The 26,456-nt window shown below is 64.4% G+C and carries 25 protein-coding genes; 4 read left to right on the top strand and 21 right to left on the bottom strand.

Annotated elements, in window-relative coordinates:
* Positions 1 to 14: 14 nt before the first annotated feature.
* The 3 genes from ABLE86_RS05590 to ABLE86_RS05580 form a co-directional block, all read right to left on the bottom strand.
* Entirely contained in the window at positions 15 to 1,004 is a 990-nt protein-coding gene (locus tag ABLE86_RS05590) for an Hsp33 family molecular chaperone (RefSeq protein WP_348777948.1), read from the bottom strand.
* 153 nt (positions 1,005 to 1,157) lie between these two features.
* Complete coding sequence (gene argF / locus ABLE86_RS05585; RefSeq protein ID WP_348777947.1) at positions 1,158 to 2,075, bottom strand: ornithine carbamoyltransferase; 918 nt, start codon at positions 2,073 to 2,075, stop codon at positions 1,158 to 1,160.
* Positions 2,076 to 2,107: 32 nt separating this feature from the next.
* Positions 2,108 to 3,292 carry an aspartate aminotransferase family protein gene (locus tag ABLE86_RS05580; protein ID WP_348777946.1) on the bottom strand — a complete coding sequence of 395 codons (1,185 nt, stop codon included), beginning with the start codon at positions 3,290 to 3,292 and terminating at the stop codon, positions 2,108 to 2,110.
* Positions 3,293 to 3,661: 369 nt separating this feature from the next.
* On the opposite strand from ABLE86_RS05580, the gene ABLE86_RS05575 reads away from it, so the two are divergent.
* A complete protein-coding gene (locus tag ABLE86_RS05575; RefSeq protein WP_348777945.1) occupies positions 3,662 to 4,195 on the top strand; it encodes a GcrA family cell cycle regulator in 534 nt (177 codons plus the stop codon).
* A 308-nt stretch (positions 4,196 to 4,503) separates the two neighbouring features.
* Here ABLE86_RS05575 and phoU read toward each other — a convergent pair whose 3' ends face one another.
* From phoU to ABLE86_RS05560, 3 genes are all read right to left on the bottom strand, one after another.
* Positions 4,504 to 5,223, bottom strand: coding sequence for a phosphate signaling complex protein PhoU (gene phoU / locus ABLE86_RS05570; protein ID WP_348777944.1), 720 nt, complete (start codon positions 5,221 to 5,223; stop codon positions 4,504 to 4,506).
* Positions 5,224 to 5,356: 133 nt separating this feature from the next.
* A complete protein-coding gene (gene blaOXA, locus ABLE86_RS05565) occupies positions 5,357 to 6,187 on the bottom strand; it encodes a class D beta-lactamase (RefSeq protein ID WP_348777943.1) in 831 nt (276 codons plus the stop codon).
* Positions 6,188 to 6,227: 40 nt separating this feature from the next.
* On the bottom strand, positions 6,228 to 7,499 hold the full coding sequence (locus ABLE86_RS05560; protein WP_348777942.1) for an ATP-binding protein: 1,272 nt from the start codon (positions 7,497 to 7,499) through the stop codon (positions 6,228 to 6,230).
* A 91-nt stretch (positions 7,500 to 7,590) separates the two neighbouring features.
* On the opposite strand from ABLE86_RS05560, the gene ppk2 reads away from it, so the two are divergent.
* Positions 7,591 to 8,517 (top strand): polyphosphate kinase 2, encoded by a 927-nt coding sequence (gene ppk2, locus ABLE86_RS05555; protein WP_348777941.1) that lies wholly within the window; start codon positions 7,591 to 7,593, stop codon positions 8,515 to 8,517.
* A 3-nt stretch (positions 8,518 to 8,520) separates the two neighbouring features.
* Here the strand turns inward: ppk2 and ABLE86_RS05550 are convergent, their stop codons facing one another.
* Positions 8,521 to 10,470, bottom strand: coding sequence for a glycosyltransferase (locus ABLE86_RS05550; protein WP_348777940.1), 1,950 nt, complete (start codon positions 10,468 to 10,470; stop codon positions 8,521 to 8,523).
* A 358-nt stretch (positions 10,471 to 10,828) separates the two neighbouring features.
* Between ABLE86_RS05550 and ABLE86_RS05545 the strand changes: the two genes are divergently transcribed.
* Positions 10,829 to 11,671: a transporter substrate-binding domain-containing protein gene (locus ABLE86_RS05545; RefSeq protein WP_348777939.1), complete on the top strand. Its 843-nt coding sequence runs from the start codon at positions 10,829 to 10,831 to the stop codon at positions 11,669 to 11,671.
* On the opposite strand, the gene ABLE86_RS05540 is transcribed toward ABLE86_RS05545, so the two are convergent.
* Positions 11,665 to 12,516, bottom strand: coding sequence for a sterol desaturase family protein (locus ABLE86_RS05540; RefSeq protein WP_348777938.1), 852 nt, complete (start codon positions 12,514 to 12,516; stop codon positions 11,665 to 11,667). The two genes, ABLE86_RS05545 and ABLE86_RS05540, sit on opposite strands and share 7 nt — an antisense overlap.
* Positions 12,517 to 12,540: 24 nt before the next feature.
* Positions 12,541 to 12,954 carry a tellurite resistance TerB family protein gene (locus tag ABLE86_RS05535; protein ID WP_348777937.1) on the bottom strand — a complete coding sequence of 138 codons (414 nt, stop codon included), beginning with the start codon at positions 12,952 to 12,954 and terminating at the stop codon, positions 12,541 to 12,543.
* A 236-nt stretch (positions 12,955 to 13,190) separates the two neighbouring features.
* Here ABLE86_RS05535 and ABLE86_RS05530 point away from each other — a divergent pair, with 236 nt between their 5' ends.
* Positions 13,191 to 14,843 carry a lysine--tRNA ligase gene (locus ABLE86_RS05530; RefSeq protein WP_348777936.1) on the top strand — a complete coding sequence of 551 codons (1,653 nt, stop codon included), beginning with the start codon at positions 13,191 to 13,193 and terminating at the stop codon, positions 14,841 to 14,843.
* Positions 14,844 to 14,897: 54 nt separating this feature from the next.
* On the opposite strand, the gene ABLE86_RS05525 is transcribed toward ABLE86_RS05530, so the two are convergent.
* The 12 genes from ABLE86_RS05525 to ABLE86_RS05470 all read right to left on the bottom strand — a co-directional run bounded on the left by ABLE86_RS05525 (position 14,898) and on the right by ABLE86_RS05470 (position 26,045).
* A complete protein-coding gene (locus ABLE86_RS05525; protein WP_348777935.1) occupies positions 14,898 to 15,599 on the bottom strand; it encodes a thermonuclease family protein in 702 nt (233 codons plus the stop codon).
* 30 nt (positions 15,600 to 15,629) lie between these two features.
* Complete coding sequence (locus ABLE86_RS05520) at positions 15,630 to 16,280, bottom strand: helix-turn-helix transcriptional regulator (protein ID WP_348777934.1); 651 nt, start codon at positions 16,278 to 16,280, stop codon at positions 15,630 to 15,632.
* 98 nt (positions 16,281 to 16,378) lie between these two features.
* Positions 16,379 to 16,684, bottom strand: a complete 306-nt coding sequence (locus ABLE86_RS05515) for a type II toxin-antitoxin system RelE/ParE family toxin (protein ID WP_348777933.1) — start codon at positions 16,682 to 16,684, stop codon at positions 16,379 to 16,381.
* A complete protein-coding gene (locus tag ABLE86_RS05510) occupies positions 16,674 to 16,880 on the bottom strand; it encodes a hypothetical protein (protein ID WP_348777932.1) in 207 nt (68 codons plus the stop codon). The genes ABLE86_RS05515 and ABLE86_RS05510 overlap by 11 nt, the downstream gene beginning before the upstream one ends.
* 106 nt (positions 16,881 to 16,986) lie before the next feature.
* Positions 16,987 to 17,286 carry a DUF3303 family protein gene (locus tag ABLE86_RS05505; protein ID WP_348777931.1) on the bottom strand — a complete coding sequence of 100 codons (300 nt, stop codon included), beginning with the start codon at positions 17,284 to 17,286 and terminating at the stop codon, positions 16,987 to 16,989.
* A 109-nt stretch (positions 17,287 to 17,395) separates the two neighbouring features.
* Complete coding sequence (locus tag ABLE86_RS05500) at positions 17,396 to 17,941, bottom strand: thioesterase family protein (protein ID WP_348777930.1); 546 nt, start codon at positions 17,939 to 17,941, stop codon at positions 17,396 to 17,398.
* A 278-nt stretch (positions 17,942 to 18,219) separates the two neighbouring features.
* On the bottom strand, positions 18,220 to 20,439 hold the full coding sequence (locus ABLE86_RS05495; protein ID WP_348777929.1) for a 3-hydroxyacyl-CoA dehydrogenase NAD-binding domain-containing protein: 2,220 nt from the start codon (positions 20,437 to 20,439) through the stop codon (positions 18,220 to 18,222).
* Positions 20,440 to 20,449: 10 nt separating this feature from the next.
* Positions 20,450 to 21,034 carry a cysteine hydrolase family protein gene (locus ABLE86_RS05490; RefSeq protein ID WP_348777928.1) on the bottom strand — a complete coding sequence of 195 codons (585 nt, stop codon included), beginning with the start codon at positions 21,032 to 21,034 and terminating at the stop codon, positions 20,450 to 20,452.
* A 3-nt stretch (positions 21,035 to 21,037) separates the two neighbouring features.
* A complete protein-coding gene (locus ABLE86_RS05485; RefSeq protein WP_348777927.1) occupies positions 21,038 to 22,246 on the bottom strand; it encodes an acetyl-CoA C-acetyltransferase in 1,209 nt (402 codons plus the stop codon).
* Positions 22,247 to 22,302: 56 nt separating this feature from the next.
* Positions 22,303 to 23,475 (bottom strand): acyl-CoA dehydrogenase family protein, encoded by a 1,173-nt coding sequence (locus tag ABLE86_RS05480; RefSeq protein WP_348777926.1) that lies wholly within the window; start codon positions 23,473 to 23,475, stop codon positions 22,303 to 22,305.
* Between the two features lie 36 nt (positions 23,476 to 23,511).
* On the bottom strand, positions 23,512 to 25,308 hold the full coding sequence (locus ABLE86_RS05475; RefSeq protein WP_348777925.1) for an acyl-CoA dehydrogenase: 1,797 nt from the start codon (positions 25,306 to 25,308) through the stop codon (positions 23,512 to 23,514).
* 275 nt (positions 25,309 to 25,583) lie between these two features.
* Positions 25,584 to 26,045, bottom strand: a complete 462-nt coding sequence (locus tag ABLE86_RS05470; RefSeq protein ID WP_348777924.1) for a MerR family DNA-binding transcriptional regulator — start codon at positions 26,043 to 26,045, stop codon at positions 25,584 to 25,586.
* Between the last annotated feature and the right edge of the window lie 411 nt (positions 26,046 to 26,456).

The raw sequence follows: 26,456 nt of genomic DNA, 5'->3' as shown, positions 1-26,456 counted from the left end.
GGCCGGAGGACAGATCAAACCGCCTCGGTGAACTCGTCCGGCTCGAACTCGTATTTCTTCGAGCAGAATTCGCAGTTCACGCGGATGAGGCCGTCTTCCACGCTGTCGGCGATCTCTTCGGCTGAAAAGCCGCCGAGAATGCCGCGCACCTTATCGCGCGAACAGGAGCACTGGTCGAGCACCTCGACGCTATCGAACACGCGCACGCCGTGCTCGTTGAACAGGCGGTAGAGCAGCCTTTCGGAGCCGACGGTGGGGTCGAGCAGTTCGGTCGGCTCGACGGTGGCCGACAGCGCCAGCAATTCCTGCCAGGAATTGTCGGCGACCTCGCGCGGCGACAGGTCGGTGTCGCCATCGCCGCCATGGATGTCGGGCGCGCGCATGCGTTCGGGCGCCTTGGGCAGGAACTGCGCCAAGAGGCCGCCGGCGCGCCAGTATTCGCGGCCGCCAGCCCCCGGCACGACCTGCTTGCCCACGGCAAGCCGGACGTCGGTGGGTATCTGCTCGGACTGGCGGAAATAGGTCTTGGCCGCTTCCTCCAGCGTGATGCCGTCGAGCTGGACGATGCCCTGGTAGCGCTGGGTGTGCGGGCCCTGGTCGACCGTGAGCGCCAGCACGCCGTTGCCCAGCAGCGCTTCGGGCGAGCTTTCGCCAGCCGCAATCAGCCTCTCCAGCCGCTCATTGTCGAAGCGGGCATAGGCGCGCACCGAATGCGGCGTGGCGAAATCCGCCACCAGCATGTCGATGGGCCCGTCGGTGCGGGTCTGGAGGATGAATTTGCCCTCGAACTTCAGCGAAGTGCCGAGCAGCACGGTCACCACCACCGCCTCTGCCAGAAGGCGCGCGACGGGCTCGGGGTACTCGTGACGGGCGAGAATCTGGTCAAGCAGGGGCCCGAGCTGCACGATGCGGCCGCGCACGTCGAGCGGGCCGACCTCGAAGGGCACGACATTATCGTCGCCGGCCACGCCGAATTCGCCGAGCTTGAGTTCTTTATCAGCCAATGGATCCAATTCCTTGTGGCGGCCTGCCGGCGGGACGAAGCGCCGGAGCCGCTGGTTCAGACATCAAAGCGGGTATGATCCGGGGCAAATAGGCATCGCCACGCGCCGGATCAAGCTTCTGAGCTGCAAAACCGCCCGCGCGGACGGAACGGATCAGGCGCCCAGGCACCAGGCCAGCACCGCCTTCTGGGCGTGCAGGCGGTTTTCGGCCTCGTCGAAGACCACCGAATTCGGCCCGTCGATGACCTCGTCGGTGACTTCCTCGCCGCGATGGGCGGGCAGGCAGTGCATGAACAGCGCGTCGGACTTGGCGCGCTTCATCAGCGCCTCGTTGACCTGATAGGGCAGGAAGACATTGTGCCCGCGGGCGCGATGCTCCTGGCCCATCGAGACCCAGCAGTCGGTGACGACGCAATCCACGCCCTCGACCGCCTCCTCGGCGCTGCGCGTAAACTTCAGAGTGGCGCCGTTCTCGCGCGACCACTCGATGAAGTCCTGCATCGGCTCGCTGCCTTCCGGCACGGCGATGTTGAGATTGAAGCTGAAGCGGGCCGAGGCCTGCATCAGCGAGTGCAGCACGTTGTTGCCGTCGCCCACCCAGGCGAAGGTCTTGCCGGCGACCGGGCCGCGATGCTCCTCGAAGGTCATCACGTCGGCCATGATCTGGCAGGGGTGGGTGTCGTCGGTGAGACCGTTGATGACCGGAACGGTGGCGTTCTCGGTGAGCTCGACCAGCCGCTCATGCGAGGTGGTGCGGATCATGATGGCGTCGACATAGCGCGACAGCACCTTGGCGGTGTCGGCGATGGTCTCGGAGCGGCCGAGCTGCATCTCGGTGCCGGTGAGCATGATGGTCTCGCCGCCCAGCTGGCGCATGCCGACGTCGAACGACACGCGGGTGCGCGTCGACGGCTTGTCGAAGATCATCGCCAGAACCTTGCCGTCGAGAGGTCGCGAACGCTCGCCGGCTTTCAGGCGCCCCTTGCGCGCGACCGCATCGTCTAGGATGCCGCGCAGCGTGTCTGCGGAGACGGTGGAAAGGTCGGTGAAGTGGCGGATACCACCTGTCATGTCGAACCTCTGAAGGCTGTTTCGTCTATGCCCTATGCGGCGGCTGCGGACAGGCCCTTGGCGGCCGCGTGAATGCGGTCCAGGGCCGCGCGGATCTCGTCGTCGGAGACGGTGAGAGGCGGCAGCAGGCGCACGACATTGTCGCCGGCGGGAACCGCCAGCAGCTTTTCGTCGCGCAGGGCGGCGTTGACCTTGGTGTTGGGCAGCTTGCACTTCAGGCCCAGCATGAGGCCGGAGCCGCGCACGCCTTCGATGACGTCCGGGAACTCGTCGGCTATTGCCGCCAGGCCCTGCTTCATCAACAACGCCTTGCGGCTGACTTCGTCGAGGAAGCCGTCTTCCAGCACCACGTCGAGCACGGCGTTGCCCACGGCCATGGCCAGCGGGTTGCCGCCGAAGGTGGTGCCGTGCACGCCGGCGGTCATGCCCGAAGCGGCAGCTTCGGTGGCCAGGCAGGCGCCTACGGGGAAGCCGCCGCCGATGCCCTTGGCAATGGCCATGATGTCGGGCGCGACGCCCGACCATTCATAGGCGAACAGCTTGCCGGTGCGCCCAATGCCACTCTGAACCTCGTCGAAGATCAGGAGCAGGCCGTGCTGGTCGCACAGTTCGCGCAGGCGCTTCAGAAGTGCGGCCGGCACCTCGCGGATGCCGCCCTCGCCCTGCACCGGCTCGATCATGATCGCGGCCGTCTCCAGCGTGATCGCCTTTTCAAGCGCTTCCATGTCGCCGAAAGGCACCTGGTCGAAGCCGTCGACCTTGGGGCCAAAACCTTCCAGATACTTCTGCTGGCCGCCGGCGGCGATGGTCGCCAGGGTGCGGCCGTGGAAGGCGCCCTCGAAGGTGATTGTGCGGAACTTCTCCGGGTGGCCGTTCACATACTGGTAGCGGCGCGCGGTCTTGATGGCGCATTCCAGCGCCTCGGCGCCCGAATTGGTGAAGAACACCTTGTCGGCGAAGGTGGCAGCCGCCAGCCGCTCGCCCAGCCGGGTCTGGCCGGGGATCTCGTAGAGGTTGGAAGTGTGCCAGAGCTTGCCGGCCTGCTCGGTGAGCGCCGCCACCAGCTTCGGGTGGCCATGGCCCAGCGAATTGACGGCGATGCCGCCGGCAAAATCGAGATATCGCTCGCCGTCCTGCGTGATAAGCCAGGAGCCTTCGCCCCTTTCGAATGCCAGGGGTGCGCGTGCGAAAGTCTCGTAAAGCGCCGAACCGCTCATTATTTGCGTCTCCGGGTGCCGAAAAACCAAAAAGCCGCCCAATTGGCGGCCTTTAGGAGGCATATTTCTTTTTGGACCATGAAGTCAATGAAAACTGCGCACCTCCACGCAAGACCGCCGAAAATACACTGGGCCAGACCAGGCCCGAGGCCGATGTCGGTGGCAGGCAAGTTGGGGAAAACCCAAAAAACCGATTCTTGTGGCAGAACAGACTCTTGTCACCGAGTCTACCGATAAGGTAATTTGCGAGCCAGCAATAACTAGATTTGGTGCGGCAACCCAATCACCCGAGCATATGTGGTGTCGTCCTGGCCATGGTCGGGACGCTGATGGATTCCGAGTCGCGCACTGCTGTAGGAGCACGTTCTCATGAACTGGACTGACGAACGGGTCGAAACCCTCCGCAAATTATGGGCTGAAGGTCTCAGTGCAAGCCAGATCGCCGCGCAACTCGGCGGCGTCAGCCGCAACGCGGTTATCGGCAAGGTGCACAGGTTGAAGCTTTCCAGCCGCGGCCGCGCCACCGCCGCCCCTGCGCGGCAGAAGAAGGCTGTCCAGCCTGCGACCACCGTGAAGGCCCCGGCCCGCCCGGCGGCTGCCCCAGCGCCCGCGCAGCCCCGCATCCTGACGCCTTCGATCGGCGCGACCGCGCTGCAGGCCCAGTTCGACGCCGAGCCGATGGCGCGCCAGTATCTGCGCCCGACCGAGGACGTGGTGGTGCCGATCTCGCGCCGGCTGCAGCTGATCCAGCTTACCGAGCGCACCTGCAAATGGCCGAACGGCGACCCGCTGACGGAAGAATTTCACTTCTGCGGCAACGAGTCCGGCGAAACCGGCCCCTATTGCAAGTACCACGCCAAGATCGCGTTCCAGCCCGCCGCCGAGCGCCGCCGCGCGCGCTAAGGCGCAGATTTCCCAGGCTGCATGCTACGCCGGGCTCAAAGCCCGGCGTTTTTGTTTGGGGCCGGGCCGCTGGAACAAGACACAGCGACACAGATCTGCTGCTCCGCGCGAGGCGTGGACAATTACCACCTGACTGCCGGTTGCAAGTCCGAGGCCTGGGTCCCCGGAACCTCCGCACTTCGCTTCGCTCGTGCTCCGGCCCGAGGACGACGGTGGGAAAGGCCTGCGCCTGCGAGCGCCGACGCACGCTTGAGCGGGCAAAAAGCTTTGCGATTACGGCAGCGGCGGAAAAGGCGTGCGGCCGAACGCTACCTGTGCTCCACGGGCAGCGTTATGCGGTGGCTCTTGTCCTGCTTGGGGCGGTCGGCCGGCATCTGGTCGCCGGTGACCACGTAATAGATGGTTTCGGCGATATTGGTGGCATGGTCGCCGATGCGCTCGATGTTCTTGGCGCAGAACAGCAGATGCGTGCAGGGCGTGATGTTGCGCGGATCTTCCATCATGTAGGTGAGCAACTCGCGGAACAGCGAGGTGTACATGGCGTCGATCTGGTTGTCGCGGTCGCGGACGAATTCGATGCGCTCGACCGAGCGCGAGGCGTAGACGTCGAGCACCTGCTTGAGCTGGGTCAGCGCAAGCTCGGCCAGCGCCTGCAGGCCCCGGAACAGGCTGACAGGCTGGCGCCCTTCAGCCACCGCCACCACGCGCTTGGCCAGGTTCTTGCCGAGGTCCCCCACCCTCTCCAGGTCGGCGGCAATGCGGATGGCGCCGATGATCTCGCGCAGGTCCGCCGCCACCGGCTGGCGCCTGGCGATGATGAGGATCGACTTGTCGTCGATCTCGCGCTGCGCGTCGTCGAGGATGGCGTCGTCGGCGATGACCCTGCGGGCCAGCGCGACGTCGGCATTTACCAGCGCTGCGACCGCCTGGTCGACAAGGCGCTCGGCATGGCCGCCCATCGCCGCGATCTTGCGTGTGAGAAATTTCAGCTCGTCGTCATAGGCGCGGACGGTGTGATGCGACTGCATGAAGGAGTCTCTCTTCAAAAGCCTGCCAGGAAAACGCGATCCTGAATCAAACAATCATAGGCTAGTCGCATGACGGATAAAAGAAAGCTCCGGCAGCTCCAATGGTGAGACGGCGCAATATTCGGGCTGCCGCTCAGGGTCGCTTCATCAACCGCGGCAATTCCTCCAGGAACTGTGCCCGGAGCAAGGGTCCCTTGGGAGAGTTGGCCTTGCCCATGCCGACCTGCATGCGGGCGAACACGACGCGGCGGCCCTGCCCTTCGGCCCAGCCGACAAACCAGCCCAGCGGGCGGTTCCTGTCTCCCTTGCCGTCCTTGCCGCGAAGCCAGCCGGTTCCCGTCTTGCCGTGCACGACCCATCCGTCTGCGGCTTCGAACCGAGGGATGATGGCGTCGATCATTGCGTAGGCCTTGTCCGACACGGCAAGCTCGTGGGAAAGCATGCGCCGGACGAACTCGGCCTGCTCGTCTGGCGAGATCTTCAGCGAGGATAGCAGCCAGGAATCGGTGAGGCCGTTGTTCTTGCCCGGATCGCCGGAAACATCAGCGTTTCCGTATTGGAGCTTAGAGACGTAACCGGCGAAACGCTTCTCGCCGAGACGGCGGGTGATCTCGCGTGAGAACCACAGGACGGAATCCCTTTCCCAGATGACGGGGTCCACAGTCTTGTGATCGCGCTTCACCGCGTTGATTTCGGGCCGATAGTCCCAGGCCGGCGTGTGCTCGTCCTCGAGGATGCCGGCATCGTAGCCGATGAGCGCCAGCGGAAGCTTGAAGGTCGAGAACGGATTGAAGCGCTCGCCGCAGGTGCCCTCGCGATGCAGCGTCTTGCCGGACGCGGCATCCAATATGACGGTGCACTCAGGGACCTTTCCCTTCTGTGCGGCGGCAGCCGGTAGCGAGATGCTGAGCAGGCCCGCGACAGCGAGCAGCCCGAGCACCAGTCTTGGTCTGGGCAGGATCATTGAGTTTTCCTCGTTCGCGCCCCCCGGCGTCGAAGCGCTATCACGCGGACGGGAAATGAACGGTAAACGCGGCCCCCTCCCCGGGGCTGGAGCGGATCGTCAGCCGGGCCTCGTGGCGGGTGAGGATGTGCTTGACGATGGCAAGCCCGAGCCCGGTGCCCTTCTGCGCGTTGCCGGCGCCGCTGTCGATGCGGTAGAAACGCTCGGTGACCCGGGGAATGTGCTCCTCGGGGATGCCGGGGCCGAAATCGCGCACGGTGACGGTTATCTCCCCTTCGTCGCTGGCCTCCGGCCCGGCCATGGAGACAACGACGCGACCGCCCGACTGCCCGTATTTGCAGGCGTTTTCCAGCAGGTTCTCGAAAACCTGGAACAGTTCGTCGCGCGCGCCCAGCACTTCAATGTGTTCTTCCGGAAAGGCACGCTCGATGACCAGGCCGGCATCCTGCGCCACGGGGCTGAGGGAGACGATGACGTTTTCGAGCACGGCGCGCAGGTCTATCCGTTCGCCGGGCTCGAGATGGGGCTTCATTTCGAGGCGCGACAGCGACAGCAGGTCGTCGATGAGGCGCGACATGCGCGCGGTCTGCTTCTGCATGATCTGCAGGAACTGGTCGCGCGCGGCCGCGTCGTCGCGGGCGGGGCCGCGCAGGGTCTCGACGAAGCCGGCGATGGAAGCCAGCGGCGTGCGCAACTCGTGGCTGGCATTGGCGATGAAGTCGGCGCGCATGCGGTCGATGCGGCGCGCCTCGCTCTGGTCCCTGAAGACCAGGACGTAGAGCCCGGTGCCGCGGCCCACCGCCGATGCTGTGACGCGGAAGGCGCGTTCGATGGGCAGGCGCTCGCTGTAGTCGATGACGCGGGAGGCAGCCTGACCAAACAGCACGGCTTGTATCATCTCCTGCATTTCGGGCGCGCGGAACTTCAGCAGCAGGAGGATGCCCGGCGGCAGCGCGCCGAACGCGACGGTTGCGGCGGCATTGGCGTGGACGACAGCGCCTGCTCCGTCGAAGACGATCAGCGGATCGGCGACGGCGGCGGCGAGATTTTCGCCCGACAGGCCGATCGAGCCGCTGCGGTTGGCCACCTCGGCCGCCTCGACCCGGCGCTGGTCGGCCGTGCGGCTGGGCGCAAGGCCGGCGATGACGAACAGCGCGACGACGGCAGCCATCGCCACGACGCCCCCGCCAACGGCATTAATGGCAAGCACGGCCACCACGCCAGCGGCGAGCATCCAGCGGTTCTGGCGAAACCGATGCGCGAAAAGCCGGACCGCGCGGCGGCGCCAATTGTCTTTGACAGCATCGCTCATGCGATTTTCCGCAACAGGGCTCCTGATTGGTTCTGGACCACTCCTACGGCACCCAATAGCATGAGTTGCGGGGCTGAAAAGGTTTGTCGCGATGAAAAATGCCAAGGAAGCCGACCCCGGCACGCCGGCCGAAGCAGGGCTCGACCGCGGCCCGATGACGATAAGGGTCGGTGGCGTGGAGCGCAGCTTCGACATCGACGACCCCAAGCTGCCGGACTGGGTCGCCAAGAAGGCCCTCGGCTCGGACGACTATCCCTACGATCACAAGTTGCCGCTGGTGGAATATACGGACACGCTGCAGCGGCTGCAGATCGAACTGGTGAAGCTGCAGGCCTGGATGCAGGCAAGCGGCGAGCGCGTGCTGGCGCTGTTCGAGGGCCGTGACGCCGCCGGCAAGGGCGGCACGATCAAGGTACTGCACGAATTCATGAACCCGCGCACGGCCCGCAACGTGGCGCTGACCAAGCCGACCGAGACCGAGCGCGGCCAGTGGTACTATCAGCGCTACGTGGCTCACTTCCCCACCGCCGGCGAGTTCGTGACCTTCGACCGCTCCTGGTACAACCGCGCCGGCGTGGAGCCGGTGATGGGATTCTGCACGCCGCAGCAGCACCGGCATTTCCTGGAAGAGACGCCGCGCTTCGAAAAGCAGATCGTTCGCGAAGGCATCCATCTGTTCAAGTTCTGGCTGAACATCGGCCAGGAGATGCAGCTCAAGCGCTTCCACGACAGGCGCCACAGCCCGCTGACCAACTGGAAGTTCTCGGCCATGGACGTGGCCGGCATGACCAAGTGGGACGATTACACCCAGATGCGCGACATGATGCTGGAATTCACCCACACCAAGCACGCGCCGTGGACGATCGTGCGCGCGAACGACAAGCGCCGTGCGCGCCTGGCCGTGATACGACATATCCTGGCCAGCCTGCCCTATGAAGGCCGCGACATGGAGGCCATCGGCAAGACCGAGGACATGATCATCGGCAACGGCCCGAAGTTCCTGAAGAAATCACACTGAGCGTCACGCGTCGGCGCCCGTGGGCGAAACCGCCCTTCGGTGCGCCGTCTTTTCCCAGTGATGGGGTCGCAGCCACAATTGCCACAGCGACCGCCATGCGGCGAGCGAGATCATCATCCAGTAGACGGGCGTGAAGAGCACGACCTTCCACAGGCCCTTGCGCTCGTGCTTGCGCAGCGTGCGACGGCCCAGGAGCAGGAAGGACAGATAGGCGCCGGCGATATTGACCACGTCGATCGGCAACAGAACCGACTGCAAGATGCTGAGCGGATTGCCCACCGCCAGGTCCCAAAGCGTCTCTGCCGCCGAGGTAAGCAGGAATGGATGGGCGGTGGCCGAGACGATCATTCCGGCAAAGAGTGTCTGGGCCACCAGGAAGGAACCGAAGCCGAGATCGCGGCCAAGGCGCGCCGGATTGCGCATGTGCACCAGCCAGGTCTGCATCCAGCCCTTGAACCATCGGGTGCGCTGCGGCAGCCAGACGCGAAACTCCTCGGGCGCATCCTCAAGCGTGGGGCACCAGATCGTTTCGGCCCGGTAGCCGAAGCGCGCCAGCCGCAGGCCGAGATCGGCATCCTCGGTGACGTTGTGCGGGTCCCAGCCGCCGAGAAGCTGCAGCGCTTGCCGACGGAAATGATTGGAGGTGCCGCCGAGCGGCAGGACGAGATGGCGCCGGGCCAGCCATGGCAGCAGGCCACGGAAGAGCGCGGCGTATTCGAAGAAGAACATGCGCGACAGGAAGGAATTGTCACGGTTCGAAATCTCGAGCGGCGCCTGCAGGCACACGACCTCCTCGCCCGCGGTGCGGAAGCGCTGCCAGGCCTGCAGAAGCTGATAGGGATGGGGGTGATCCTCGGCGTCGAAGAGCACGACGAAATCGCCGCTGGTGACGGGCAGCGCATAGGCGAGCGCCTTGGGCTTGGTGCGAGGCCCGCCCTGCGGCGTTTCGATGACTTCCATATAGGGCGGCAGCGCGCAGGCGCGGATGACCGACAGCGTGGCGTGATCGTCGGCCTCGCAGACCAGCTTTATCTCCAGCTTGCTTTTCGGCCAGACTATGCGCTCCAGCGCCGCGATGAGACCCGGAACCATCCCCGCCTCGTCGTAGAGAGCGACGAGCACGGTGTAGACCGGCAGTTCGCTGGCCACGGCCGGCTCCAGGCTTTCCGGTTGCGGGGGCGCCGCCGTTGGCAAGGCCGCAAACCGGATGCAGATGCAGGCGAAGAAGAACAGCGACAGGATGCCATGAAGCAGGCCGGGAACCAGGTCCGGCACCAGGGTAGCGGCCGCCAGCAGACCGGCGATCGCCGCGCCCCAGGCCGCACCTTGCCACGCATTGGCAACGATGCGGGCGGAAAATTCGGGATACGCCTCGAACAGGCCGAGCGCAGCCCTGCGGACGAGCCGGGGTCGCGCGCGCGCAAGCGCCGCCCGGCGCAACGCGCCCCTGCTCGTCATCTTGAGCCGCGCCCGCGCGCCGGGGTAGCGCGCCAGCAACTCGCGAAACTGGCCGATGCGGATGCGTTCCGGTGCGATGAGGAACGAGATGCCGTTGGCGTCCTCATACTTGACCGGGTTTTGCTTACCCCGACTGCGCAGCAAGGCAATGCAATCCTTCGCACGCATGATCAGCCGCTCGGGATCTACGTAGTCTACGAAGGCCAGGCCGACTTCCTGCGCCATGGCGCGGGAAAAAGCGGTCGCGTCGACCACGCCCGAGGCCAGCAGTTCGGACTGGAAGTCGGTTCCGTTAACCCTGGCGTGAACGGCGATGCGAAGCGCCGTTTCGGCCGACACGCCGATGCGGGTGAGCAGGGGCTGCCATTCGGCATGTTCGGAAAAGGATAGCGCCAGGAGCGTCGAATCCGGGGAACCGCGCCGGCTGCCCTGCCCCCGAACCGCCTGCTGCCCGCTTGAACGATGACTGCTTCCTTCGGCGTCAAGGAAAGCCATGGCAAGCCGCCCGTCGAGAAACCACGAGAACTGCGGAAGCGAGAGGCGACAAAGGGACGGCTTGCGACATCTGCAAGCCGGCAGGAATAGCTACCGACCGAAGCCGGACTGGCATGTGATTACGCTCGCCCACGGCAACACCCCATGTTGCTGGCCATGCTGACAATGCCCCGGCGCAGCTATGCACGGCACGGTTGGATAAGCCACCTACCCTTGATGGCATTCACGAATATGGACAACCCAGGATTTAGAATGCCGCGATCGCCATTTCAGGCACCGGGGTGGGAATCGCCGCGTATTGGCGCTAATGAATAGCGGACCGTAGCCGCCTTCAGTTCCGTTCAGCCGAGAGTTTTTGGTGAAGTTTCGCGCCTTCCTCATCGTCGTGCTTTGCGGCCTGGCTGCGGCGGTCGCGCGGGCGCGTGCCGAAGAACCGCAGGTCCCGCTGCTGTGGGATACCAAGGAACGACTGCCCAAGCCGGATCTTTCCGCGCTGGGCCGCCTGCGCTTCCTGACGACGACCGACTTTCCGCCGTTCAACTTCATCGATTCCGGCGGCAGGCTGTCGGGCCTGCACGTAGACCTTGCGCGCGCCATATGCGCCGAGTTGGACATGGCCGCAAAATGCCAGATCCAGGCGCTGCCCTGGGGCGAGCTGGACGGCGCGCTGCAGAAGGGCGATGGCGAGGCGATCATCGCCGGCATTGCGGTGACGCAGGAAACGCGCGCCAAATATGCATTCTCGCGGCCCTACCTGCAGTTCCCCGCGCGTTTCGTGATGCCCAAGGCGGGCGTGCTCGGCGAACCGCTCTACAGCAAGTTGAAGGGCAAGCAGATCGGCGTTGTGGCCGGGTCGGCACACGAGCGGATGCTGCGCGACTATTTTCCCGACGTGAAGGTTGAGACCTATCCGAAGCAGGAAGCGCTGTATGCCGACCTGAAGCAAGGCAAGATCGCCGGCGCCTTCGGAGACGGCATGCGCCTGGGCTTCTGGCTGGCGGGCTCCGACGCGGCGGACTGCTGCCGTTTCGCCGGCGGACCCTACCTGGCGCCGGAATATCTCGGCACCGGCCTTGCCATCGCCGTGAAGGCTGACAAGCCGGAACTTGCCGACGCGCTGAACTACGCCCTGCATGCGATTTCGGTGAAGGGCACCTTCGCCGAGCTCTACCTGCGGTATTTTCCGGTGAGTTTTTACTGAGGCTTGCGGATCTGGCTGCCCACCCATCGCCGCCGGACCGGCCGAAATGGCAGCAGCAGCGACCAGCCGAGCCGGGCGGACTCGCCGCCGCGCCATTCTTCGAGCCCGACGACCATGCCATCATGCCCGAGCTTCGGGACGGAGATGTAGGTGCCGAACAGGCGGTCCCAGAACGGGAAGTTGAAGCCGTAGTTGGAATCCGTCTCCCGGCGTTCGGCCGAGTGGTGCACGCGATGCATGTCTGGCGTGACGATCACCCGCCGCAGCCAGCGGTCGACGCGGGGGGCGATGCGCACATTGGAGTGGTTGAACATCGAGCTGCCGTTCAGCACGATCTCGAACACCAGCACCGCCAGAACGGGCGGCCCCAGCGCCACCACCACCCCCGCCTTCCAGAACATCGACAGAAGGATTTCCAATGGGTGAAAGCGCAGCCCGGTGGTTACGTCGATGCCGGTGTCGGCATGGTGCATGCGATGAATGCGCCACAGGACCGGGACCTTGTGGCTAGCGACGTGCTCCAGCCAGACTGCGAAGTCGAGCACGACGAAGGCGATGACGCCGCCGAGCCACGGATTGATACCGGCAAGGCGCAGCAGGCCCCAGCCCTGGGCCTGCGCCCAGGCGGCAGTCCCCACGGCGGCGGCCGGAAACACCACCCGCAGCACCAGCGAGGAGATGAGCACCATCGACAGGTTGGTGAACCAGCGGCGGGACTTGAGCGCTCCCTTCATTTCCGCGCGCTCCAGCCGCGGCGACCAGAGCTCGAACAGGGCCATGCCGAGGAAGATCGCCAGGAAGGCTATCGAGCGGGCGGCAAGCTCTGAAGGGATGAGATCGTTCATGGCGCCACCCTGCTGATCCTCGCCTCAAGTAAGCATGCGGTGGCGTGCCTTGGCCGCGCGCTCGACCGCGGTGACGGTAGGTGTGTCGATTGCAAGGTGGCGACGCAAGAGTTGCAGCACGCGCACCTCCTCCAGTCGCATCTCCAGGTCGACCGTGGCGACCTCGAGCGCGGCGGCATAAGCCGTGTCGTGAAGCCGGGGCGGAATTGCCTTGGCCGCGAGCGCCAGCACGCCTTCGAGCCCGTCAGGCTGCTGCAGCAGCTTCTGGCAATCCTGCGCGGTGCTGATCAGCCTGTTCTCGTCGAAGTCGGCGAAGACCGGCCAACCGCGCACCACATCGCCGATGCGGGCAAGCTCCAGGTCGGTCATGTCTCGGTCGGAGGCCGAGGTGATGACCATCAGGTAGATCAGGGCTTCCTGGGCGGTGGGCTTCGACATTTCGGGGCGGTCCTCGGATTGTGATGGGCGGAAGGTAGGAATCCCGGGCTTGCGCCGCAAGGAAAAATGCCGGTTATCGTTGACGCCCTCGACCGTCCCGCTTAGACACCGTGTGCAAACTTCGCTCTCGGACGCCTGATATATAGCCATCCGCCCCGGCGAGCGAGTTGACCAAGCCTCCACACACATGCTGCGCCGGCGAGCAAGCGCCGGCACACCGATGCAGGAACAGCGACATGACGGGATCAGCCACTATAGATCTCAACCCCGAAATCCTCGCGGCGGCCGCCGAAAGCAAAGCCTGGCCGTTCGAGGAGGCGCGCAAGATCATTGCGCGCTACAAAGGTCGCGACTTCCCTAAAACGGTGCTGTTCGAGACCGGCTACGGCCCGTCCGGCCTGCCGCATATTGGCACCTTCGGCGAGGTGGCGCGCACGACCATGGTGCGCCACGCCTTCCATGTGCTGACCGAGGGTAAGGTCGCCACCAAGCTGCTGTGCTTCTCCGACGACATGGACGGCATGCGCAAGATCCCCGACAGCGTGCCGGATCGCGCAGCACTCGAGCCCTATCTGCACGTGCCGCTGTCGTCGGTGCCGAACCCGTTCGGCGGCGACTATGCGAGCTTCGCGGACCACAACAACGCGATGCTGTGCCGCTTCCTCGACACCTTCGGCTTCGACTACGAATTTGCCAGCGCGACCGAATACTACAAGTCGGGCCGCTTCGACGACATGCTGCTGCGCGCGGCCGAACGCTATGACGAGATCATGGCGGTGATGCTGCCGACGCTGGGCGAGGAGCGCCAGGCGACCTACAGCCCCTTCCTGCCGATTTCGCCCAAGAGCGGCCGCGTGCTCTACGTGCCCATGAAGCATGTGGACGCCAAGGCCGGCACCATCACCTTCGAGGACGAAGACGGCACTGAGACCACGCTTTCGGTCAAGGGCGGCAATGTGAAGCTGCAGTGGAAGCCGGACTTCGGCATGCGCTGGGCCGCACTCGGCGTCGACTTCGAGATGTTCGGCAAGGACCACCAGACCAATGCGTCGATCTACGACCGCATCTGCAACATTCTGGGCGGGCGCGCGCCGGAGCACTTCGTCTACGAGCTGTTCCTGGACGAGAACGGCCAGAAGATCTCCAAGTCGAAGGGCAACGGCCTGACCATCGACGAGTGGCTGACCTATGCGACAACCGAAAGCCTCGGCCTCTACATGTTCCAGCGGCCGCGGCAGGCCAAGAAGCTCTATTTCGATGTCATCCCCAAGGCCGTGGACGAATACTACAGCTTCCTCTCGGCCTACCCGAAGCAGGACTGGAAGAACCGGCTTGGCAACCCCGTCTGGCACATGCATGGCGGCAACCCGCCGGCCATCGACCTGCCGGTGCCGTTCTCGATGCTGCTCAACCTCGTCAGTGCTTCCAACGCGCAGAACAAGGACGTGCTGTGGGGCTTCATCTCGCGCCATGTGCCGGGCGTCACGCCGGCCACGCATCCCGAACTCGACAAGCTGGCGGACTATGCGGTCCGCTACTTCGACGACTTCGTGAAGCCGACGAAATCCCACCGCGCGCCCGACGAAGAGGAGCGCGAGGCGCTGGCGAAGCTTTCGGAGGCCATGGCGGCATTGCCGGCCGACGCCGACGGCGAGGCGATCCAGAACGCCGCGCTCAACGTCGCGCGCAAGATCGAGCGCTACCAGGATCACACCAAGCAGAGCCCGGAAGGCGGCCCCGGCGTGTCCGTCGCGTTCTTCCAGATGATCTACCAGGTGCTGATCGGGCAGGAGCGCGGCCCGCGCTTCGGCTCGTTTGCCGCACTCTACGGCATTCCGGAGACGCGCGAGCTGATTGCCAAGGCGCTGGAGGGCCAGCTCGCGGCATAGAGCAGGAAACCCTGCCGGACGGGCTGCCGTCCGGCCTTCAGGCATTTCGGCTTTTCAATCCAGTACCGGCGGCGCGCCGTAAATGCCGAGCTTGTCGGTACGCGCCTTTTCGCCTGCCTTGACGTAGGGCCCCGTCGGAATGGCGCGGGCCCAGCCATATTTCACCAGCCAGTCGCCGGCGTCCTGGTTGCCGATGCGGCACGACGTCAAAACGGCGCGCGCCGCAGGCGCGGGCGGCACCCTGCAGGTGAGGGCACGGTCGCGCATCCAGGCACGAAACTCGGTGCGCGCGCGCTGCCCGCAGGGCCAGGACTTGCCGTTGAATTTGCATTTTTCCTCGAGCCGAATGGCCTCGATGCCATCTATGACGATCAGGTAGCCCATGGCCTTGATGGTGCCGGCCCCGGTGGCCAGTGGCCCATAGAGTACCTTGTCGGCGTCGCCGTCGCGCATGTACATGCTGCCTCCGGTGTCGTCTTCCGGCGCCTTGGCGACACCCCGGCCGGGCGACGTAGGCGATGCAGCCTGTGCATGCTCCCTGCCGGGCTCATCTGCGGCGATTTCAAACGCGCCGTCCAGCGCCTCGGGCTCATAGATGTCGTAGCCGGCGGCTTCCTCGCCGAAATCGGCTGCCACGGCATCTTCGGCGGAAGGGGCGAACGCCTCGCTCGAATTGAGCGCCTTACCGGCCGAAACTATAGCCAGGCAGAGAGCCCCCAACGCTGCGACAGAGGAAAGAAGGACAGCCGTACGCATGGCTTGCTCCTTTCAGTGTGGCCCATACGTTCATTGGCTGGCCCAGACGATGCGCGCCAGCCACTCGACTTCCCCCAAAGAGAAATTGCGGTTCGGATGTTCCGGATTGATCGAAAGCAGTTCGATCTCGCCCGACGTACGTCGCGCCAGCACCTTGGCCATGACCTCGCCCGAGCGTGTCTTGACCACGACGCGGTCGCCCTTGCGCACCGTAGCGCCCGGCTCCACGATCAATACGTCGCCATTGCGGTAGAGCGGCAGCATGGAATCTCCCTGCACCTGCAGGGCGAAGGAGTTCTCGGTGGTGCGGGTAGGCAGTTCAATCAGATCCCACCCCTGCCCGGCCGGAAAGCCGGCATCGTCGAAGAAGCCGCCGGCACCGGCCTGGGCAAAGCCGATCAGCGGCACGGCGGATGTGTGCTCCGGCGCGGATCGACCCTTCTCCGCGCGCTGGCCTTCGACGAGGCCCAGAAATTCATCAAGCGTGGAATTGGTCGCCTCGATGATCTTGGCCAGGGACTCGGTGGACGGCCAGCGCGGCCGCCCATCGGCCGAGGCGCGCTTGGATTTGTTGAAGGCGGTGGAGTCGAGGCCCGCGCGCTTGGCCAGCCCGGAGGCCGACAGCGAATGTCGTGCGGCCAGCGCGTCGATAGCGGCCCAGACACGTTCATGCGAGAGCATCGTCGTGGCCCTGAAGCTTAAAACAGGAAAATATACCTTGTTCGGTTGATTTAGAGCGACGGCGGCCCTTTGTCCAGAAAGCTGCGTGATTTCTGGGGTCACCCGGAGAAAAATGTAGGGGTGTCTATGTCGCGCGCTGAATGAAGAATACGGGCGATCTGCAGCCTGTCCCCTTTCAGCCGATAAAAGATGATGTAAGGAGGCAACGACATTTTGCGCAATTCCGCATCACCCAGACCTGATGCCAGCGGCCCTATGTAAGGACGCTCCGCCAGGAGCAGAACGGTTTTTTCCATTCTCCGCGCCATTCTCTGTGCGGCCGCTGCGTCATCGACGGCAATAAAGGATAGGAGGTCTTGAAGATCGCGCTGCGCTTGTCGCGCAAAGACGATCTCAAGCGCCATATCGCGACTTCATGTCAGCGAATACTGTTGCGCCGTCGACAGCGTCGCCCGAATTCAGTTGCTCAAGACCGATGGCCAGATCTTCGCGCAAGGCCAGGAGCTTGTGAATGCGGTGCAGGAGATCGTCGCCAAGCTGCTCGCGCACTTCAGCCGGGAGTTGTTGGGCTTCCTGAACGGCGCGTTCGAGCTTGGTCATCGCGTTCCCTTTCGCAGACAACATAGCGCCCCCCCATCACTTGCGAAAGGGGTCCGCGTGCCGCGCTGCCGACGCAGCAGAGACCGAGACTTGCCAGCCGAGCGCCTCAGGCTCCCTGCATGATCGCCTCGAGGCCGGCCCGCATGTCGTCGGCGTTCATCACCGGGGTCATGTCGATGGTTGCACCGAAGCCCGAAAAGAACGGCTCGGCTATGCTCGGCATCATCGCCACATCCGTCATGTCGAAGACGATGAAGGCGGTGCGCTTGCCGTTGTCGAGCGTGAAGTAGGCGGCCTCCGGCTTCAGCTGGGCGAGCGCCTTTTCCATGATCTTGGGGAGAGTGCCATCCTTGATGGCCCCGGTGCCTTCGGTGACCGGGATGGAGACTTTCAGCATCATACGCATGGTCAATCCTTTCAGGCCTGACACACGTAAATGGATGATGCCGAGATCCTACCACCGCCACACAGGCCGAGAAAGCAGGCTTTCGGTCAGCGCGTGAGGGGCATTTCCGCTATCCGCCTTTCTTGGCCAGCGTGCGCAGGCCAGCGTGGGAAGCCATGAAGATGCGCTCGGCCTCGGTGGGCGGGCGCGCGGTGGCCTCACGACCGAGGGCGGCGATGACCTCATCGAAGGGAAGGAAGCGGCGGGCGCGGCGGTCATAGATGCCCGCGGTGGTCAGGACCATTGCAGCGGTCTCGCCGCTGTCGAGCACGAATTCGTGCCGCCCGATGACCTGCGAGCCTTCCCAGGTTTCGACGGTGGAGACCACGTCGAACTTGCGCCATAGCCGGATTTCCCGGACGAAGACCGTCTGCAGGCCGCCGAGCATCGGCGCCCAGCCCCTTTCGCGCGCAAGCGCGATCAGGCCGGTGCGGTAGAAGATGTCGATGCGACCGACATCGGCCAGCATCAGGTAGCGGGCATTGTTGAGATGCAGGTTGGTGTCGATATCGGTCGGCAGGCAGCGGAAGCTCAGCCGGCTCTCGTCGCCCATGCGATAATCGCCACGGCCGCGCGCGGTAAGCGCCATCCTGGCCAGACGTGCCCAGACATACATTTCAATTCACCTGTTCGATTTGCCGGCAGGGTGAGGATGGTCTCGCGCACTGCAGGACAATCCCATAGGGCACGGTCTACCCCCGCTCCGGTTTGCTTCGCAAACCACCTCTCCCCCTCAAAAGGGGAGAGGAAGGGTGCCCGCCTTGCGGACGCATTTCCTCTCCTCCCCGTCGAGCGGGGTCCGAAGGACGGGCGAGACCCGTGGCTCGCCCCGGAATGGTGGTTTGCGAAGCAAACCGGAGTGGGGGGTCTAACTCTAGATGCGATCGCCCCGCCTCAAGCTGCCTTCCTAGCCTCTTCCTTAGGATAGGGGTTGAAGCGCTGGTAGAAGGTCTCGCCCTTCTCGGCCATGTCGATGAGCAGCTTGGGCGCCTTGAACTCGGCGCCGTATTTCTTCTGCAGCGCCTTGGCGCGCTTGAGGAATTTTTGAGCACCCATGCCATCGATGTAGGACAGCGTGCCGCCCGTGTAGGGTGCAAAGCCGAAGGCCAGGATGGAGCCGACGTCGGCCTCGCGCGGATCGGTGACGATGCCCTCCTCCATCACGCGCGCAGCCTCGAGCGCGATCACGACAAGGAAGCGCTGCTTCAACTCCTCGAAGTCGATCTTGTCGGGATTCTGCTGCTTGTAGAGGTCCTTCAAGCCCGCCCAGAGGTGCTTCTTGGCCGGCTTTTCGGGGTAGTCGTAAAAACCCTTGCCGTTCTTGCGGCCGAAGCGGCCATGCTTGTCGACCATCGTGTCGATGAGCTTCATCTGCTCGGGGTCGACCGCCTTCTCGCCGAGATCGCGGATGGTCTGCTTCATGATCTTTTGGGCAAGGTCGATGGCCGTCTCGTCGGTGAGTGCCAGCGGGCCGACCGGCATACCGGCCGCGCGCGCGGCATTCTCGATCATCGGCGCCGGCACGCCCTCGATCAGCATCTTGAAGGCCTCCGACATGTAGCGCAGCACGCAGCGATTGACGTAGAAGCCACGCGTGTCGTTGACCACGATCGGCGTCTTCTTGATGGCGCGGACATAGTCGATCGCTACGGCAAGCGCCTTGTCGCCGGTCTTCTTGCCGAGGATGATTTCCACCAGCATCATCTTGTCGACCGGCGAGAAGAAGTGAATGCCGACGAAATTCTTCGGCCGCACCGAGTTCTTGGCCAGCGAGGTGATGGGGATGGTCGAAGTGTTGGAAGCGAAGACCGCCGAAGACTTCAGCGCGGCCTCGGCCTTTTCGGTGGCCGCCTTCTTGACCTCGGAATCCTCGAACACCGCCTCGATGACAAGGTCGCAGCCTTCGAGCGCGGCGTAGTTGTCCGACGGCGTGATGAGGGAGAGCAGCTTTTCCTTGTCCTCCGGCTTGGCGCGGCCCTTCTTGACCTGCTCGGAGATGAGCGCATCGGAATGCGCCTTGCCCTTTTCGGCCGAGGGCATGTCGCGGTCGATGAGCACGACCGGAATGCCGGCCTTGGCGGTGACATAGGCAATGCCCGCGCCCATGAAGCCGGCGCCGATGACGCCGATCTTCTTGAACTTGGTGGCCGGAACGCCCTCGGGGCGGCGCGCGCCCTTGTTGAGTTCCTGCAGCGACACGAACAGCGAGCGGATCATGGCCGCTGCTTCCTTCGACTGCATGATCTGCGTGAAATAGCGCTGTTCGATCTTCAACGCCGTGTCGAACGGCACCAGAAGGCCCTCATAGACGCATTTCAGGATCGCGGCGGCGGCGGGATAGTTGCCATGGGTCTCGCGGCGCAGGATGGCGATTGCCGGCGGCCAAAGGTTTGCGCCAGCAGCCGAATAGACCGGACCGCCGGGCAGCTTGAAACCCTTTTCGTCCCAGGGCTGCACCGGCTTGAGGCCGGCGGCGATCATCGCCTTGGCGGCCTCGACGAGCTTGGCGGGTTCGACCACGGCGTGGATGAGCCCCATGACCTTGGCGCGCTGCGGGGTCAGGTTCTGGCCCGAAGTGAGCATCTGCAGGGCATCCTGCGTGTTGGCCAGGCGCGGCACGCGCTGGGTGCCGCCAGCGCCCGGGAAGATGCCGACCTTCACTTCCGGCAGTGCCATCTTGACGCCATCGCCCTCGGCAGCGACGCGGCCGTGGCAGGCCAGCGACATTTCGAAGGCGCCGCCCATGCAGGTGCCGTTGATGGCCGACACCCAGGGTTTTCCGCTGGTCTCGAGCTTGCGGAAGAGCTGGCTCATGCGCCCGGCATTGTCGAACAGCAGCTTGATCGCCTTGTCGGGGTCCCTGGCCTTCTCCTTCTGGAACAGGCCGAGCATCTTCTGCAGCATGGTAAGGTCGGCGCCGCCGGAGAAAGAATCCTTGCCCGAGGTGATCACAGCGCCCCTGATTGCCGCGTCGCCGGCGACCTGGTCGATGATGGCGCCGAGCTCGTCCATCACCTCCTCGGTGAAGACGTTCATCGACCGGTCGGGCATGTCCCAGGTGACGAGAGCGATGCCGTCAGCGTCGGTTTCGACGGTGAAATTCCTGTAGGTCATCGAATCCTCCTTACGCCGCAATGGTTTCGGCGACAGCCGCCACAATGGCGTCGGTTGTTACGATCGAGGCGAACTCGCCGTTGAGATTGGTCAAGGTCATGTCGTGGATCGCTTCAGCGCTGCGCACCTTCCCGTCGAGGCCGACGCGATCGAAGGTGTAGCAGGCATCGGCCACGAGGCGCGCGTCGAAGCCCAGATTGCCGGCCATGCGCGTCGTCGTCTCCACGCAATGGTTGGTGGTGATGCCGGCAATCACCAGCGTGCGGTGGCCGCCTTCGCGCAGGCGCTTTTCAAGGTCGGTTCCTATGAAGGAGGAATTGACGTTCTTGACGAGGACGGCTTCGCCGTCCCGCTCGCGCGCCTGGTCGATTGGCTGATAGCCGCTTCGTTCCGGTCGAAGCGCGGAATCCGGCTCGGTCGAGGCATGCCGGATGTGGATCACCGTCATGCCGCCATCGCGGAACGCGCCCAGCAGGCGGGCAATGTTGCCCACCGCCTGCGGATTGTTACGCCTGAGGCCCGCGCGCTCCCATTCGAGGAATGCCATCTGCACGTCGATGAGGATCAGGGCCGCGTCTTTCGGCAAGGCGCTCATCAACTACACCCGCTCGATGATGGTGGCGGTACCCATGCCCGCGCCGATGCAGAGCGTGACCAGCGCGGTGTTGAGGTTGCGCCGCTCCAGTTCGTCGAGCACGGTGCCAAAAATCATCGCGCCGGTGGCGCCGAGCGGATGGCCCATGGCAATCGCGCCGCCATTGACGTTGATCCTGTCGTGCGGAATGTCGAAAGCCTGCATGTAGCGCAGCACCACCGAGGCGAAGGCCTCGTTGAGCTCGAACAGGTCGATGTCCGACAGCTTCATCTTCGCGCGCTTGAGCAGCTTTTCGGTGACGTCGACCGGGCCGGTCAGCATCAGCACCGGCTCGGAGCCGATATTGGCAAAGGCGCGGATGCGGGCGCGCGGCTTGAGGCCCATCGCCTTGCCGGCCTTCTTGGAGCCGAGCAGCACGGCCGCCGCGCCATCGACGATGCCGGACGAATTGCCGGCGTGGTGGACATGGTTGACCGCCTCGATCTCCGGGTGCTTCTGCACGGCGACGGCGTCGAAGCCGCCCATCTCGCCCGGCATGACGAAGGACGGGTTGAGCGACGCCAGCGCCTGCATGTCGGTCGTGGGGCGCATGTGCTCGTCATGGTCGAGGATGGTGATGCCGTTCTGGTCCTTCACCGGGATGACGGAGTTCTTGAAGTAGCCCTTCTCCCACGAATGCGCGGCGCGCTTCTGGCTCTCGACGGCATAGGCGTCGACGTCGTCGCGCGAAAAGCCATATTTGGTGGCAATGAGGTCGGCCGAGATGCCCTGCGGCACGAACCAGCCCGGCAGGCCAACCGAAGGGTCCATGAACCAGGCACCGCCGGACATGCCCATGCCGACGCGGCTCATGCTCTCGACGCCGCCGGCGATCACGATCTCATCGGCGCCCTGGGCGATCTTGGCCGCGCCGAGATTGATGGAGTCCAGCCCAGAGGCGCAGAAGCGCGAGATCTGCATGCCCGGCGCCTTGGTGTCGTAGCCGGCTTCGAAGGCGGCTGCGCGCGGAATGACCGAGCCCGCCTCGCCGACCGGATCGACGCAGCCGAAGATGATGTCGTCGACCTGCGCGGTGTCGAGCCCATTGCGGTCGCGGATGGCCTCCAGCGTGCGCGCGGCCAGCCGTACTGCCGGCACCTCGTGCAGCGAGCCGTCCTTCTTGCCGCGCCCGCGCGGGGTGCGCACGGCATCATAGACAAAAGCGTCAGCCATATTTTTTCTCCTCGTTCCGGGCGGCGCTCGGGCAGCCGTCAAAGGTTTCATTCAATTCAGAGGCTCCGCGCGATCAGGAGCTTCATGATCTCGTTGGTGCCGCCATAGATGCGCTGCACGCGGGCGTCGCGATACATGCGCGCAATGGGGTACTCATTCATGTAGCCATAGCCGCCGTGCAATTGCAGGCATTCGTCCACGACCTTGCCCTGCAACTCGCTCAGCCAGTACTTTGCCATGGACGCCGTTACCGGATCGAGGCCGCCATTCAGATGACGCTGGACGCAGTCGTTGTAGAAGACGCGGCCGATGGTGGCCTCGGTCTTCAACTCGGCCAGCTTGAACTGGGTGTTCTGGAATTCGAGGATCGGCTTGCCGAAGGCCTTGCGCTCCTTGACGTAATCGATTGTCACGGCAAGGGCGCGCTCGGCCATGGCGATTGCCGTGGCGCCGATCTGCAGGCGCTCCTGCGGCAGCTGCTGCATCAGCTGGACAAAACCCTGCCCTTCCTCGGCCCCGAGCAGATTGGCGGTGGGCACGCGCACGTCGTTGAAGAACAACTCGGACGTGTCGTTGGATTTCAGGCCGATCTTGTCGAGGTTGCGGCCGCGCTCGAAACCCTCGACCTCGTCGGCCTCGACCACGATCAGCGAAGTGCCCTTGGCGCCCTTGGACGGATCGGTCTTGGTGACGAGCACGATGAGATTGGCGAGTTGGCCGTTGGTGATGAAGGTCTTGGAGCCGTTGATGCGGTACTGGTTGCCGTCCCGGACGGCCGAGGTCTTGACGCCCTGAAGATCGGAGCCGGCGCCGGGCTCGGTCATGGCGATGGCGCCGATCAGCTCGCCGGTCGCCATCCTGGGCAGCCACTTTTTCTTCTGCTCCTCCGAACCATAGTGGAGGATGTAGGGAGCCACGATGGAGTTGTGCAGCGCGATGCCGAAGCCGTCGACGCCGACATGGCTGACGGCTTCCATGATGGCGCTTTCATGCGCAAAGGTGCCGCCCGAACCGCCATATTCCTCCGGCATGGAAGCGCACAGCAGCCCCGCCTCGCCGGCCTTCCTCCAGCTTTCGCGGTCGAAGATCTCGGCCTTCTCGAATTCCTCGTAACGCGGCGCGATCTCGGCCTCGAGGAATTTTGTCGCCATGTCGTAGAGCATGGCGACGTCTTCGGTAACCCAGGCGGGTTTGGGGAGAGAAAGGACTTCGGCCGGATTGGTCGTCATGCGTTTGCTCCCTCGATAGCGCCCGCGCTCGCCACCCTAGAACGCCTCGGCCGGCAGCGCCATCATGGTATCGGCGCCGGTGGACAGGCGGGCGAGATGTGCAGCCGTCTCCGGCATTGCGCGTTCCATGAAGTAGCGGCCGGTGACCAGCTTGTGCTCGTAGAAGGCCGCATTGTCGCCGGCGCCGTTGGCGAGCTTGCCATGGGCGGCCTTGGCCATGCGGCCCCACATGTAGCCGAGCGCGACGAGGCCGAAGAGGTGCAGGTAGTCGGTGGAGGCCGCACCCGCATTGTCGGGCTTGGCCATGCCGTTCTGCATCAACCACATCGTGGCGGCCTGCAGGTCGTTGAGGCCCTTCTTCAGCGCCTTGGTGTAGGGCGCCATCTTCTCTTCGGAGCGGTTTTCCTCGCAGAAGTCGCCGACTTCCTTGAAGAAGGCCTGCAGCGCACGGCCGCCATTCTGCGCCAGCTTGCGGCCGACGAGATCGAGCGCCTGGATGCCGTTGGCTCCCTCGTAGATCATGGGGATGCGGGCATCGCGCACGAACTGGCTCATGCCGTGCTCTTCGATATAGCCGTGGCCGCCGAACACCTGTTGCGCCATCACCGCATGTTCAAAGCCCTTGTCGGTGAGCACGCCCTTCACCACCGGCGTCATCAGGCCCATGTGGTCGTCGGCAGCCTGGCGCTCGGCCTCGTCTTCGCCGCGTCGGGCGATGTCGGCATTTAGCGCAGTCCACAAAGCCAGCGCGCGGCCGGCCTCGTTGAAGGCCTTCATGGTCATCAGGTTGCGGCGGATATCGGGGTGGACGATGATCGGGTCGGCCTTTTTGTCCGGCGCCTTGGGGCCGGACAGCGAGCGGCCCTGCAGGCGCTCTTTGGCGTATTCCACCGCACCCTGATAGGCGGCTTCGGACACGGCCAGCCCCTGGAGGCCGACGCCTAGGCGCGCCTCGTTCATCATGGTGAACATGGCCTTCAGGCCGCCATTCTCGGCCCCGAGCAGATAGCCGGTGGCCTCGTCATAGTTCATGACGCAGGTGGCGTTGCCGTGGATGCCCATCTTTTCCTCGATGGAACCGCAGGAAACGGCGTTGCGCGTGGCCGGCGCGCCATCGCCGTCGAGCAGGAACTTTGGCACGATGAACAGCGAGATGCCCTTCACGCCTTCCGGCGCGCCCTCGATGCGGGCCAGCACCAGATGGACGATGTTGTCGGCCATGTCGTGCTCGCCGGCGGAGATGAAGATCTTCTGGCCGGAAATCTTGTAGCTGCCGTCGCCGTTGGGCACGGCCCTGGTGCGGAGCAGGCCGAGATCGGTGCCGCAATGCGGCTCGGTGAGGTTCATGGTGCCGGTCCAGCTGCCCTCGACCATCTTCGGCAGCCAGGTGTTCTTCTGCTCGTCGGTGCCATGGGTAAGCAGCGCGGCGATGGCGCCCTGGGTCAGACCCGGATACATCATCAGCGCCATATTGGCCGAGACCATGTATTCCGCGACCGCTGAATGGACCGTGTAAGGCAGCCCCTGCCCGCCATACTCGACCGGAGCCGCCAGCCCCAGCCAGCCGCCCTCGCGATACTGGTCGAAGGCTTCCCTGAACCCCTTGGGCGTGGTGACGGAGCCATCGGCGTGCCGCACGCAGCCTTCCATGTCGCCGAGGCGGTTGGTGGGCTGGAGCACGTTTTCGGCGAGCTTTGCACCTTCGGCGAGGATGGCCTCCAGCACATCGGGCGTGGCGTCGGAAAATCCGGGAAGATTGCTGTAGCGCTCGTAGCCGAGCACTTCGTTCAGCACGAAAAGCGTATCCGCGACCGGCGCCCTGTATGACGGCATGGTTCGTCCTCCATCACAAACATGCGGCCTCGGCGCCCGCCTGTGAAGCCCCGCAGCCGCTTTCCCAGAATGCCATAGCAATAATTGACGTTTGCGTAAACGTCAATTTCTGGTCCGCTGTGATTTTTCACCGTGTCGCGGAGGCGGGAGACGCGGCGGCGCCCGTACTTGCCCGCGCGCGAAAACAATACGCCGAAGCTCGCAAACAAAAAGGCCACGCGGCGCCTCTTTCAGGCATCGCGCGGCCTTTGCCTGGCCCGTCCTCGGGAGAGAGATCAGCCGTTGGCTGCGATGGGCATCGGGCGCTGTTCGGCCAGCTTGCCGCGCACGACCTCCATTGTGTCGGTGAGTTCGCGGATGGCCTCGTCGATGGCCTGGCGCTGCTTGTTGAGGCGCGCAAGCTGCTTTTCCGACTTGTCGAGCGTCAGCCGCAGCTGCTTCACGTTCGAACCGGCCGGCTCGTAGAGGTCCAGCATCTGCTTGACGTCGCGCAGCGAGAAGCCGACCTTGCGGCCAAGCAGGATGAGCTTGAGGCGCGCTTCCTCGCGGTGGGTGTAGAGGCGCGTGCTGCCCTCGCGCTTGGGGGCCAGCAGGCCCTTGTCTTCATAGAAGCGCAGCGTGCGCAGCGTAACGCCGTATTTCTTGGCGATCTCGCCGATGCGGGCCATCTCGTCGTCGTGCCCGCTCATGTCATCATTGGCCGCGCTTTCGTCGGCTTTAAGAAGTTTCATCGTCATTTGCATTCCCGTTGAGGTGCCTGGCGAGGCCGGCACCGGCTTGGAAGCGATGGGGGGCGACCCCGGCCCTGCCAGGGGCCCGAGACCGGCTTCCAGTCATGGTTTCCACAAAACACGTAGCAAGCGGTGCGCGCGGCGCACTGCTTACGTTTACGTAAATGCTATACTCACACGTTCTTCACGTTGCAAGCGCGGGCGACGTGAAACAGTTTTACGGCTTTTTAAAGTAATCCTCGCCCAGGCCCCGCAATTAACGGCTTGTTTACCACGTTGGGCGAAACGTTGGCGTGTCGGTCTGCCGTGAATGTTCCGTACCGATTTGTTCACGGCCCTGGAGAGCGGAGAGGCAAAGACGGAATTCCAACTGCCGACCTCGCATCCGCCCGACACGGACTTTCAATCTGGCCAGAC

The sequence above is a fragment of the Mesorhizobium sp. KR2-14 genome (assembly GCF_040049255.1).
Taxonomy (GTDB): Bacteria; Pseudomonadota; Alphaproteobacteria; order Rhizobiales; family Rhizobiaceae; genus Pseudaminobacter.
This window is presented reverse-complemented; position numbering and strand designations above follow the sequence as displayed.